The 11,524-nt window shown below is 45.9% G+C and carries 10 protein-coding genes and 5 tRNA genes; 9 read left to right on the top strand and 6 right to left on the bottom strand.

The genetic code is table 11. From position 1 onward, the window contains the following. Nucleotides 1–102 precede the first annotated feature (102 nt). Nucleotides 103–846, bottom strand: coding sequence for a hypothetical protein (locus KIV40_RS13485; protein WP_012127337.1), 744 nt, complete (start codon nucleotides 844–846; stop codon nucleotides 103–105). A 271-nt stretch (nucleotides 847–1,117) separates the two neighbouring features. On the opposite strand from KIV40_RS13485, the gene KIV40_RS13480 reads away from it, so the two are divergent. Continuing rightward, on the top strand, nucleotides 1,118–1,420 hold the full coding sequence (locus KIV40_RS13480) for a DNA base-flipping protein (RefSeq protein ID WP_005529865.1): 303 nt from the start codon (nucleotides 1,118–1,120) through the stop codon (nucleotides 1,418–1,420). Between the two features lie 38 nt (nucleotides 1,421–1,458). Here the strand turns inward: KIV40_RS13480 and KIV40_RS13475 are convergent, their stop codons facing one another. Continuing rightward, nucleotides 1,459–1,893 (bottom strand): YbaY family lipoprotein, encoded by a 435-nt coding sequence (locus KIV40_RS13475; protein ID WP_012127336.1) that lies wholly within the window; start codon nucleotides 1,891–1,893, stop codon nucleotides 1,459–1,461. 167 nt (nucleotides 1,894–2,060) lie between these two features. On the opposite strand from KIV40_RS13475, the gene tesB reads away from it, so the two are divergent. Further along, nucleotides 2,061–2,921: an acyl-CoA thioesterase II gene (gene tesB, locus KIV40_RS13470; RefSeq protein WP_012127335.1), complete on the top strand. Its 861-nt coding sequence runs from the start codon at nucleotides 2,061–2,063 to the stop codon at nucleotides 2,919–2,921. A gap of 55 nt (nucleotides 2,922–2,976) precedes the next feature. Here the strand turns inward: tesB and KIV40_RS13465 are convergent, their stop codons facing one another. Next, nucleotides 2,977–3,444 carry an Lrp/AsnC family transcriptional regulator gene (locus KIV40_RS13465; RefSeq protein ID WP_005431675.1) on the bottom strand — a complete coding sequence of 156 codons (468 nt, stop codon included), beginning with the start codon at nucleotides 3,442–3,444 and terminating at the stop codon, nucleotides 2,977–2,979. Between the two features lie 145 nt (nucleotides 3,445–3,589). On the opposite strand from KIV40_RS13465, the gene KIV40_RS13460 reads away from it, so the two are divergent. Then, on the top strand, nucleotides 3,590–4,684 hold the full coding sequence (locus tag KIV40_RS13460) for a PLP-dependent cysteine synthase family protein (protein WP_012127334.1): 1,095 nt from the start codon (nucleotides 3,590–3,592) through the stop codon (nucleotides 4,682–4,684). Nucleotides 4,685–4,762: 78 nt separating this feature from the next. On the opposite strand, the gene KIV40_RS13455 is transcribed toward KIV40_RS13460, so the two are convergent. Then, nucleotides 4,763–5,080 carry a DUF1244 domain-containing protein gene (locus KIV40_RS13455; RefSeq protein WP_012127333.1) on the bottom strand — a complete coding sequence of 106 codons (318 nt, stop codon included), beginning with the start codon at nucleotides 5,078–5,080 and terminating at the stop codon, nucleotides 4,763–4,765. A 204-nt stretch (nucleotides 5,081–5,284) separates the two neighbouring features. On the opposite strand from KIV40_RS13455, the gene KIV40_RS13450 reads away from it, so the two are divergent. Continuing rightward, entirely contained in the window at nucleotides 5,285–5,860 is a 576-nt protein-coding gene (locus KIV40_RS13450; RefSeq protein WP_285349653.1) for a porin family protein, read from the top strand. 90 nt (nucleotides 5,861–5,950) lie between these two features. Here the strand turns inward: KIV40_RS13450 and vmeF are convergent, their stop codons facing one another. Then, on the bottom strand, nucleotides 5,951–9,064 hold the full coding sequence (vmeF, locus tag KIV40_RS13445; RefSeq protein ID WP_012127331.1) for a multidrug efflux RND transporter permease subunit VmeF: 3,114 nt from the start codon (nucleotides 9,062–9,064) through the stop codon (nucleotides 5,951–5,953). Beyond that, nucleotides 9,064–10,161, bottom strand: coding sequence for an efflux RND transporter periplasmic adaptor subunit (locus tag KIV40_RS13440; RefSeq protein WP_041853217.1), 1,098 nt, complete (start codon nucleotides 10,159–10,161; stop codon nucleotides 9,064–9,066). The genes vmeF and KIV40_RS13440 overlap by 1 nt, the downstream gene beginning before the upstream one ends. A 282-nt stretch (nucleotides 10,162–10,443) precedes the next feature. On the opposite strand from KIV40_RS13440, the gene KIV40_RS13435 reads away from it, so the two are divergent. From KIV40_RS13435 to KIV40_RS13415, 5 genes are all read left to right on the top strand, one after another. Continuing rightward, nucleotides 10,444–10,528: transfer RNA gene (locus tag KIV40_RS13435), tRNA-Tyr, on the top strand. 100 nt (nucleotides 10,529–10,628) lie between these two features. Further along, nucleotides 10,629–10,713, top strand: a tRNA-Tyr gene (locus tag KIV40_RS13430). A 100-nt stretch (nucleotides 10,714–10,813) separates the two neighbouring features. Beyond that, nucleotides 10,814–10,898, top strand: a tRNA-Tyr gene (locus KIV40_RS13425). 100 nt (nucleotides 10,899–10,998) lie between these two features. Beyond that, a tRNA-Tyr gene (locus tag KIV40_RS13420) sits at nucleotides 10,999–11,083 on the top strand. A gap of 100 nt (nucleotides 11,084–11,183) precedes the next feature. Next, nucleotides 11,184–11,268 (top strand) — tRNA-Tyr (locus KIV40_RS13415). Nucleotides 11,269–11,524 lie beyond the last annotated feature (256 nt).

Genomic DNA, 11,524 nt, shown 5'->3' with positions numbered 1-11,524 from the left:
CTAGCACCTCGAGGTTACTTGGGTATAACATCCGGCCTATTATTTCATAAACAAATCAATAGTCTGCCGCACGGGTCACTATTTAATCAGTGCAGCTGCAACTTATAATTCCGCTTGCTCATCACTACTACGTAAGATGTAGTCCGTCATCCAAGCGGTACCAAGTAAACATATCCAAACCACGAATACAGGGTTAGGTACATCAATATTTGGGCTGACAACCAAGGCAGCAAAGCCGACCGTCGGTAATGTCCAACAAAGTAGTTTCCCCCAGCGCATTGAATTTTTAATCTTCGTCAGCGCTTCCATCGACGCCAAAATACCAGTGATGCTCAGTGCAACCAGAACAGCATAAGGCAGATCAGCCAGCCACAACGGCAAGAGCAACAGTAATGACCACCAGCTATGCTTCTCTGAAGGTTTCCAATGATTTGCCGCCCACCACATGACGATCACTGAAAGGGTTTGCACCATCGTGAGCCAAGCAGAGCCATCTAACTTGCCTGCTTGCTGCGTAACCATAATACCCACTTGCAAAGTCAGCACTATCAAGCCTGCCGTAAGTAAAACTCCCAACGAACTGCGGCGAGAGAAAACCACCATGAGTAAAGGGAAAAGGATCAGGACGCCCACCGATAACGCAATCGGCTGCATTGATAAGGTCACGCCATAAACAGTCATGGCGCCGAGCAGAATCAGACCAGCAAGGCCACCTTGCGGTAATATCCACAATGCGGGAATCATTAAGGCGAGAACGGGAATCTCTCCCTCACTCAAACTGATGGCACGAGCACACACCACGGTAAGAAGAGTCGTAACAAGAAATTGAAGTGTCGAAAAAATCATAGCGCCTCCTGGCTTCCCCAACCAACTTGGTAAGTCAACGGCATGTCAAACTGGGCATTAAAAATCGTTGAGCGGGTCTATATGTAAACTAAGCATGAGCTTGTTTTTGTCTTTCTAACTTACTCGAATGATCAATTGCGGCTCAAAAAAGAAACAACAAAAACGGTGGAGAGAGATGAGAAGCAAATGATGTTAAGGAGCAAGAACTGATAGCGAAGTACAAGTCTTGTGTATTACCATTCCTTGGTAAACAACAGTGGACACTTTCAGTATGGACCAATTTTTAATGCAAATCTTTGCTGTAATTCACCAAATTCCTAACGGGCGAGTTTCGACTTACGGTGAGATCGCAAAAATGGCAGGCTACCCGGGCTACGCAAGACACGTCGGTAAAGCGCTTGGAAATTTACCGGAAGGCAGCAAACTGCCATGGTTTCGCGTCATCAACAGTCAGGGCAAGATTTCGTTAAAAGGCCGAGACCTTGAAAGACAAAAGCAAAAGCTTGAAGCCGAGGGCATTGAAGTGTCTGAAATCGGAAAAGTGTCACTCAGAAAATACAAATGGCAGCCTTAGGCTGCCATTTTCAAATCCATTGGGTTAACAGTTAACTATTAACGTGTGCCAACCAAACGGATATTTGCTTCATGCGTTTGCTCAGCATCCGTAATCACTGGGATGCTTGTATCATTAATGAAACGTAGCTTACCATCCACTTCGATACGAGCACGCAGGCTGTAACGGTGATTTGGTTGAATATCGTTGCTGTTGTAGCTTAGCTCAAATGCTAGAGGTACTTGTTTACCCTCTGTTTCGAACGTTTGTTTCGCAAGCACTTTTGACGGCGCATCCGCTAAAGAAACATCTTCTAGCGCGACAGTCACAACTGCGTGTGGAGGCAGTGCGATACGCTCACGGTAAGCCACTGTACCTGTAATAGTATTCATAGACGCCTCAGCTGATTCCATTTCTGTTGTTTGAGAAGTTTGGCAACCCACTAGTGCAGCACCGAATAGTAAAGAAGTAACAAGTAGTAGTGTTTTTTTCATAGTTTCCTCAACGGGTGTATCAATTCGAGCTAAGTATAGAGGGAGATTATAAAACTGTCTGCTGTACGACGATGTATTTGACAATAGTTTGACTAAGTTAGAAATTACCAAACAGTTGATTTTGTTTCATAATTGAAGCAACGATAAAAACAAGGTGAGGACACATCATGAGTAAACCATTAAGAGAGCTACTCAGCCTACTACAACTCGAAAAACTAGAAGAAGGCTTGTTCCGCGGACAAAGCGAGAACCTAGGTTTACCTCAAGTTTATGGTGGTCAGGTTATTGGACAAGCGCTATCCGCAGCGCGTTACACCGTAGAAGATGCACGCACCGTACATTCTTTCCATAGTTATTTTTTGTACCCTGGTGATCCAGAGAAACCAATCATCTATGACGTTGAGAACCTACGCGATGGACGCAGCTTCAGCACTCGTCGAGTCAAAGCGATCCAAAATGGTCGTCCGATTTTCTACCTAACGGCGTCTTATCACGGTGATGCACCTGGGTTTGATCACCAAAACACCATGCCTGATATTCCTGGACCAGAGCATTTCCCTTCGGAAACCGAGCTTGCAAGCCATATTGCCGAGTTCCTTCCCGAACGCCTACGCAAAACATTCTGTGGCGAAAAGCCGATCGAAACTCGCCCGGTTAACATCGTCAATCCGCTCAATCCAAAGAAAACCGAACCAAAGCAATACCTTTGGATTCGTGCCAACGGAGAGATGCCAGATAACCAACTGATTCACCAATATCTGCTTGCCTACGCATCCGATTGGGGATTTTTGACCACCGCACTTCATCCACACGAAGTGTCTTTAATGACGCCAAACTTCCAAGTCGCCACCATTGACCACTCTATATGGTTCCATAGACCATTTAAGATGGATGAGTGGTTGCTGTACGCAATTGAAAGCCCGACAGCGAGCAATACGCGAGGTTTGGTTCGTGGTGAGATCTACAACCAACAAGGCCACCTTGTTGCGACCGCAGTTCAGGAAGGTGTGATGCGCTTTACCAAATAACGCATCGAATTGAACTTAAGAGGAGTACCGGCGTACTCCTTTTTGTTGGGTTGGCTCAAACCCCGTACAATGGCAGCTCGGTGGTGTATTTGATCGGCTCCATCGCAAAGGTAGAGGTCACATTGGATAAGCCTTTTACGCTGTTGACCAGTCGCTTATAGAACTCATCAAAACGCTTCATGTCTTTTACCACAACCTTCATCATGTAGTCGTACTCCCCCGCCATGCGATAGAACTCCATCACTTCTGGGAAATCACTGACCGTAGTCACGAAATGGTGATACCAGTCTTCTGAGTGGTCGCTGGTTTTGAGCTGCACAAATGCAATAAACGATAAATCCAGCTTCTCAGCACTTAACAACGCCACTCGCTTCTCGATATAGCCTTCATCTTCGAGCTTTTTTAAACGCTTCCAGCAAGGTGTGGTGGTGAGATTGACTCGCTCGGCCAAGTCATTTAATGACAAGGTTCCGTCGTTTTGAAGTAAAGAAAGTAACTGTTTGTCGATTTTGTCTAAGCTCATCCCTAGCCATTTCCTGATTTATAGAAAACTTTTCTACCAAAAGTGAATAACAAAACAATAATAGCAAAGTTTTTCTCTATAGTTATAGGTAGATTATCCCTAAAGACAAAAACAACTACTCTACAAATTTCCGAGGAGTCACGTTATGTGTACTGACCATAACTGGATCAACAATGCTGTACGCAAAATCGAAGCAGACTTTCAACGTTCAGCAGATACTCACCTATTCAAATTAGACCTACCATCTCTGGAAGGCATAGACATCTATCTAAAAGATGAGAGCACGCACCCAACAGGCTCTTTGAAGCACCGATTGGCGCGTTCGCTATTTCTTTACGCGATTTGTAATGGTTGGGTTGGTCCAGAAACCACAGTGATCGAAGCATCATCAGGCAGTACTGCCGTTTCTGAAGCGTACTTCGCGCGCCTACTTGGTTTGCCATTTATCGCGGTTATGCCAAAAACCACAGCGCGTAAGAAAATTGAACAAATCGAATTCTACGGCGGTAAAGCACACCTTGTTGACCGCTCAGACCAAATTTATGACGAGTCTCGTCGCCTAGCGAAAGAGCTAAACGGTCACTACATGGACCAATTTACTTACGCTGAGCGTGCAACTGACTGGCGTGGTAACAACAACATCGCGAACTCAATCTTTAGCCAAATGGAGCTAGAAGATCACCCAATCCCAAGCTGGGTTGTCATGAGCCCAGGCACTGGTGGTACATCAGCAACGATTGGCCGTTTCATCCGTTACCAAAAATACGACACAAAACTGTGTGTGGTTGATCCTGATAACTCTGTGTTCTATGACTACTTCCAGTCTGGCAACGCAGACATCAAGGGCGAAAACGGCAGCAAGATCGAAGGTATCGGTCGCCCACGTGTAGAACCTAGCTTTATCGCTGGCGTTGTAGACGAAATGCGCAAAATCCCTGACGCGGCAAGTGTGGCAACAGCACATTGGTTATCTGGCTTGATTGGTCGTAAAGTTGGCGCATCGACAGGTACCAACCTATACGGCGTGCTTCAGCTTGCATGTGAAATGAAGCAACGCGGTGAGACAGGTTCTATCGTGACGCTACTGTGTGACTCAGGTGAACGTTACCTCGATACTTACTACAACACTGAGTGGGTAAAAGAAAATATCGGTGACATTCAACCTTACCTAGCACAGCTTAAAACCGTTCAAACAAAAGGTTGCGTTGATCCAGCATGTTGTAGCCCAATCACTAAATAAAATTAGACGTCACATACAAAAACAGCCCGCTCATTCAGCGGGCTGTTTTTTATTATCTTTGATCTACTCTAAGAAGCGTTACTTCTTCTGACGAGCTTCAAATGCTGCCAGTTGTTCTGGTGTCGCTTTTGGTTGGTGGTTTTGTTTCCACTCATCATAGGTCATGCCATAAACACGTTCACGAGCGTCATCGATGTCGATATCCACGCCAAGGTATTCCGCTTCTGCCTTGTACCATTTACTGAAACAGTTACGACAGAAGCCAGCAAGGATCATAAGGTCGATGTTTTGCACGTCTTTGTTTGCATCCAAATGCGCTAATAGACGGCGAAATGTCGCTGCGTCCAGTTTGTCTTGCTCTTCTTGGGTTAGATTTTTGTATTTGAATTCAGCCACTTTACTTTCCTTTTATTTGTCTCGCAGTTCATCACAGAGAAGTGAGTAAGTTTGATAAGTCTAAAATTTGCGCCATTACAACAAATTTTTCTCTAAAGCCCCCCGCACTCACCCAAAAGACTGATATGATAACTGCCAGCTATCTTATTGATTAAATTGATACTAATTCTAAAAACGGTCTTTCACAAAGGTTATCGCCAAGTTATGAAAAACGCCATCCTATTATTATCTGCATTGACTATGAGTCTGCCAACTTTCGCCGCTCAAGAGCAAACCCATCAATCCTACCTATACCTAGGTACAGGTAATGTCGGCTTTGATACGCCGGATTTTGGTTCTGATCGCGACAGTGGTTGGTCAACACCTCACATTACGGTTGGCTGGGGTTATCATGTAAACCAATACCTCGCATTTGAAGGGGTACTGCGCTACGCACAAAATGAACTTAAGAATGATGCTCTAAAAACCGACTTAGATCTTCACTACTACCAAGCTGGCATGTCCGCTGTGGTCACGAGTGATAACTTGGGCGATACGCCACTTTCACTGTTTGGTCGCGTAACAGCGCTTGGCACTCAAGCTGAAATGTACGTACCAAACGAACAAAAAATAGCAGATGATACTGGCGCGCTGTTCAACATCGGTGCAGGTATCCACTGGGATATGAGTAAAGATATCTGGCTACGTGCTGAATACATTTACAACGTTGCAGACATGGGTTTTGATGACTTCTACGACAGTTATGAAGGCGTACAGGTAAGTTTGGGTAAACGCTTTTAATAGAACGCTTCCAAGCTGGCTTTAAAACCCAGAATTGAAGACAAAGAAAAGCCGAGTTCATTGCCTCGGCTTTTATGTTTGAGAGTTCTATTAAGGGTGCGCGATACGCCCTTTTGTATCGTGGCTAAGCGCTTTATTCAGCTTAGCTTCAACATGGCCAGGTGAACGCGTCTTCGCTGAGATCAATCGGTACATCGCAGGGATAACGAACAGGGTAACTAACGTCGCAAAACCCATACCGAAGAAGATAACGGTACCAACAGCCACACGGCTTTCATAACCCGCACCAGTCGACATAATCAGTGGAATCGCACCAGCCAAAGTAGTAAATGCTGTCATCATGATCGGGCGTAGACGACGTGCTGCCGCATCCGTGATCGCTTTTTCAAACTCAATGCCGCGGTCACGCAACTGGTTAGCAAACTCAACGATCAAAATGCCGTTCTTGGTTACCATACCGATCAACATGATCATGCCTATCTGACTGTATATGTTCATCCCTTGGCTCATCACCACCAAACCGAGGAAGCCGCCAAATACGCCCATCGGTACAGTGAACATTACCACCAGAGGGTTAACGAAGCTTTCGAACTGCGCTGCCAGTACTAAATACGCTACTAACAGTGCTAATGCGAATACGACCGCTACGCTAGCTTGATTCTCTTTGAAGTCTTTTGATTCACCAGAGTAACTCACTGAAATATCACCCGGGAGGTTATCAATCGCTTCTTGATCGAGGAAGTCCAATGCCTCACCCAGAGTGTAGCCTTCCGACAAGTTCGCAGTAATGGTGATCGACTTTTGCTTGTTGTAGTGAGACAAACGGATCGATGCCGCCACTTCTTCAATCTTGGTTACCGTGTCCAAGGTCACCAGCTCACCGCTCGTGGTTCGCAAGTATATCTGGCTTAAATCTGCCGCGTTGTTGAAGCTGTTTTCATCACCGCGTAGGTAAACATCATACTCTTCACCGCGGTCGACATAAGTGGTTTCACTCTTACCACCAAGCATAATTTCTAGCGTTTCAGAAATGTCTTGAACACTCACACCAAGTTCAGCTGCGCGGCGCTTATCAACCGAGACTAATAGTTCTGGTGTTTTCTCAGAGTAATCGATCTCCGCACCTTCCATCATTGGTGATTCTTCGGCCTTGTTCTTAAGCATTTCCGCCCAGACTAAAAGCTCATCGTAATCCGAGCCGCCAAGCACGAACTGCACTGGCTCACTCGAACCACCGCGGAAACCCGGCATGAATGGGAAAACACGAACATCAGGAATGCCAGCCAATGACTTACGTACTTGGTTCAAGGCTTCTTGTGCAGTGACGTCACGTTCGTTCCAATCTTCAAGGATCATGATAACGAAACCCGTTTGGTCACCAGCTTGGCCACCGAACGCAGGCGTTTGGATGCTGAATGATTTCAGGAAACCCTGGCCTAAAAGCGGCATCAAACGATCCTCTACGATGTCCATGTTTGCCGACATACGGTTATATGACGTTGCATCCGCCCCACGTACGAAGGCAAAGATGACACCACGGTCTTCTTGTGGGGTTAACTGTGTCGGTACTTGATTCATCAAGCCGTAGCTGCCGCCCATACACGCAACGATAACCAAAGGTGCCGCCCAACGAACTTTCAACGCACCGCGCAGCGCTTTACGATATCCCGCTTCCAGCTTAGCAAACAATTTATCAACCGCTTGGTTAAACCGGTTAGGTTTCACGTTCGCTTTGAGGATCTGACTGCCTAGAACAGGTGTAAGTGTCAAGGCAATCAGTGACGAGAAGATCACCGACATAGCCAGCAATACAGAGAACTCGGTAAACAGCAAGCCTACCATGCCATCCATGAAGGAAATCGGTAGGAATACCATCACAAGAACCAACGTGGTTGCGATAACCGCGAAGCCTACTTCTCGCGTACCTTTATAAGCCGCCAGTAATGGTGATTCACCACGCTCAATATGGTGGAAGATGTTCTCAACGACTACGATGGCATCGTCCACAACCAGGCCGATAGACAGGATCAGTGCCATCAAGGTGATCAAGTTAATAGAGAAACCAAAGTAGTAAGCCGCAATAAACGAAGAAATCAGTGAAACGGGTACCGTCACCGCCGGAATCAGGGTCGCACGCGCCTGACCGATAAAGATGTACAGAACCAGAATTACCAAGCCACCCGTAATAAAGAGGGTGCTGTAAACCTCATCAATTGAGCGCTCGATAAAAACGGTAGCGTCATAATCGATCGCTAGACGAGTCCCATCAGGCAGGAACTTCTGAATCTTATCGACTTCAGAGCGTACCGACTGCGCCACTTCTAGCGGGTTTGCATCAGACTGAGGCACAACACCTAAGCTGATGTTAACCACACCATCACTCTTAAAGGTCGAGTTTTCGTTTTCTGCGCCGATGAACACATCCGCCACATCTTTTAGATAGATAGGTGTGTTATCACTTGCGCGTTTCACGACAAGGTATTGGAAGTCTTCTGGTGTATTGTAAGTACGTGCGGTTCGCACCGACATCACAGTTGAGTCATTACGAACTTCACCACCCGGGCTTTCTAAGTTTTCACTTCGCAGAGCAGCTGTAATGTCAGATGCTGTAACCGAGCGACCCGCCATCAGGTCTGGTTTAAGCTTCACATACATGACTTTGTAAAGACCACCAGACAAGTCGATAGAACTTACACCAGAGATCAGACTGAAACGGTCCATCAGAACGCGTTCGGCGTAGTCTGTTAGCTGGGTTCGGTCCATTTCAGACGAGCTAAGGTTAATATAGAGGGAAGCTTCACCCGAACCGTTGTTCTTGAATACTACAGGGTCGTCGGCTTCGTCCGGTAATGAACGCTGAGCACGAGCTACCGCATCACGAACGTCACTTACGCCCGTATTAAGGTCATAACCCAATTCAAAGGTGATGGTGATACGCGACATGCTGTTTCGAGTAGTGGAGCTGATTTCATCAATACCACTGATACCCGAAAGTTGGTCTTCCAGTACTGAAGTAATTTGGCTTTCAATGATGGTTGCAGAAGCGCCTTCGTAACGAGTGCTGATCGATACAACTGGACTTTCGATGTCTGGCATTTCACGTACTGCAAGCTTGGTAAACGACACAAAGCCGAATACACACAGCAGCATGCTCAATACCAACGCCGCAACGGGGCGCTTTACGGAAACGTCAGAAAGTAACATTAGTTCGCTTCCTTAGCCGCTTCGTCTTGCGTGCCCTGCTCACCACTTGCCTTAGCAGTTTTCGCTTTTCCTGGAGCGACGATCTCTTTGACTTCAACACTATCACGCATGTTCACAATGCCTTGCACGACGATCTTGTCTCCGATCTCTACGCCAGATTCAATCACTACTTCATTATCAACACGAGCACCCAAGAACACTTCTTGACGCTTCGCTTTGTTGTCCTCATCAATAACGTACACGAAACGCTTAGTGCCTGAGTATTCCAGCGCTTGAACTGGGATAATTGGCGCTTCAATAGCAGGGAATACGAGGGCCGCTTGCATCAACATGCCCGGCTTCAGGTGATTTTCAGGGTTGTCGAATTCAATACGAATACGAAGGTTCAAAGTCTCTGCGCTGATGCGAGTATCGATACCCGTTACTTTTCCGACGAAATCAACACCGTTCCAAGCGCTGGTCGTCGCATGAACTTCCATACCGACAGACAGCATCGACAGGTAACGCTCTGGTACTTGCAAGTCCAACTCCATGACAGAAAGGTCATCCAGAGTGAGTAGCTCTGAGCCTGCGCTGACCATTTTTCCTCGGCTAAAATCGATAAAACCAACGGTACCGGCAAAAGGTGCACTGATATTTAGATCCGATAAATTGGCTTTTGCTGCGTCAAGACGTGCTTCGGCAATCTCTACGCTCGCTTTTTGTGCATCAATTTCAGTTTGAGTGATGGCATTACGTTTAACCAAACGCTGAAACTCTTTTAACTTACGTTGTTCATCTTTCAGGTACGCTTTTGCTTCTACTAAAGCTGCTTGTGCTTTATCGTCGTTTAACAGAATAAGAAGCTGGTCTTGTTGCACGTTTTGGTTGGCTTTTACGGCGATCTCTTTCACCTTGCCTGATACCTCAGAAGCAACAACCACCGACTCTGCAGCTTCAAGCTTGCCGATCAGTGATAAAGACTGGTTGATTTGATGCGTCTCTACTTGCTCAGTTACCACGGTAACTGTCGATGGACCACGTTTTGCTGCAAAAGCGGCTGGTGATGCCATTAAAATAGAAAGCGTTAAAACGGATAAAGTGGCTCTCATACTCATAATTTTGGCTACTAATTAGATAAACTTATGTCATTAAACTGAATACAGTTTATCAGTTGATACGACGCCTAACGTCAAGTAGTGTAAATTCAAGTAAAAAGTCAGTTTCTCTTTTGTATAAACGACATACAAAACGCTGACTTTCTACCATCTTTGCCCAAAAAGGCAGCATTCAACGTAAAAACGTAAGAAAAACGCTTTACAGCCTGAGCGAGTTTGCTATGATGCGCTCCGAACTTGAGAGATGTGTTGGGAAAACAATCTTAAGTATAAAAATACCCTGGAGGGGTTCCCGAGTGGCCAAAGGGAGCAGACTGTAAATCTGCCGGCACTGCCTTCGATGGTTCGAATCCGTCCCCCTCCACCATATTCTTTCTTATGTTTGTCCTTTGAACATAAGAACAACTTGGAAGCTAGGTTGGGAAACTAACTTTTAAGCATACTCTTTGTAGTATGAAAATTACCCTGGAGGGGTTCCCGAGTGGCCAAAGGGAGCAGACTGTAAATCTGCCGGCACTGCCTTCGATGGTTCGAATCCGTCCCCCTCCACCATATTCTTTCTTGTGTTTTTCCTTTGAACATAAGAACAACTTGAAAGCTAGGTTGGGAAACTAACTTTTAAGTATACTCTTTGTAGTATGAAAATCACCCTGGAGGGGTTCCCGAGTGGCCAAAGGGAGCAGACTGTAAATCTGCCGGCACTGCCTTCGATGGTTCGAATCCGTCCCCCTCCACCATATTCTTTCTTGTGTTTTTCCTTTAAACATGAGAACAACTTGAAAGCTAGGTTGGGAAACTAACTTTTAAGCGTACTCTTTGTAGTATGAAAATTACCCTGGAGGGGTTCCCGAGTGGCCAAAGGGAGCAGACTGTAAATCTGCCGGCACTGCCTTCGATGGTTCGAATCCGTCCCCCTCCACCATATTCTTTCTTGTGTTTTTCCTTTAAACATGAGAAAAACTTGGAAGCTAGGTTGGGAAACTAACTTTTAAGTATACTCTTTGTAGTATGAAAATCACCCTGGAGGGGTTCCCGAGTGGCCAAAGGGAGCAGACTGTAAATCTGCCGGCACTGCCTTCGATGGTTCGAATCCGTCCCCCTCCACCATATTGAAGAAGCCAGCTCATTGAGCTGGCTTTTTTCGTTCTATACCTATCATTTTTCAATGGCTTACCTCACTATCTGGCGAAATCTAGCCTAATTCAAGGCGCGACTTATAATGCCTTTTCATTAAGTAGTACGGCTCCTAAACTCTTTGAACTGTCTCGACTTGAGAGAGAATCAAAGTGTTAGTTGGTTGGTTTACGTCAATGGAATCAAGCAACTGATCACCCCATTAGTTCTATCGTATGCGCCCCATGAA

The organism is Vibrio sp. D173a (assembly GCF_030248475.1).
The sequence above is the reverse complement of the archived record's forward strand: the minus strand, read 5'-3'. Positions and strand labels throughout refer to the sequence as shown.

Excerpts from the sequence above, each read along its gene's own strand:
- KIV40_RS13485 (WP_012127337.1), bottom strand. The coding sequence starts at position 846 with ATGATTTTTTCGACACTTCAATTTCTTGTTACGACTCTTCTTACCGTG.
- KIV40_RS13480 (WP_005529865.1), top strand. The coding sequence starts at position 1,118 with ATGGACCAATTTTTAATGCAAATCTTTGCTGTAATTCACCAAATTCCT.
- KIV40_RS13475 (WP_012127336.1), bottom strand. The coding sequence starts at position 1,893 with ATGAAAAAAACACTACTACTTGTTACTTCTTTACTATTCGGTGCTGCA.
- tesB (WP_012127335.1), top strand. The coding sequence starts at position 2,061 with ATGAGTAAACCATTAAGAGAGCTACTCAGCCTACTACAACTCGAAAAA.
- KIV40_RS13465 (WP_005431675.1), bottom strand. The coding sequence starts at position 3,444 with ATGAGCTTAGACAAAATCGACAAACAGTTACTTTCTTTACTTCAAAAC.
- KIV40_RS13460 (WP_012127334.1), top strand. The coding sequence starts at position 3,590 with ATGTGTACTGACCATAACTGGATCAACAATGCTGTACGCAAAATCGAA.
- KIV40_RS13450 (WP_285349653.1), top strand. The coding sequence starts at position 5,285 with ATGAAAAACGCCATCCTATTATTATCTGCATTGACTATGAGTCTGCCA.
- vmeF (WP_012127331.1), bottom strand. The coding sequence starts at position 9,064 with ATGTTACTTTCTGACGTTTCCGTAAAGCGCCCCGTTGCGGCGTTGGTA.
- KIV40_RS13440 (WP_041853217.1), bottom strand. The coding sequence starts at position 10,161 with ATGAGTATGAGAGCCACTTTATCCGTTTTAACGCTTTCTATTTTAATG.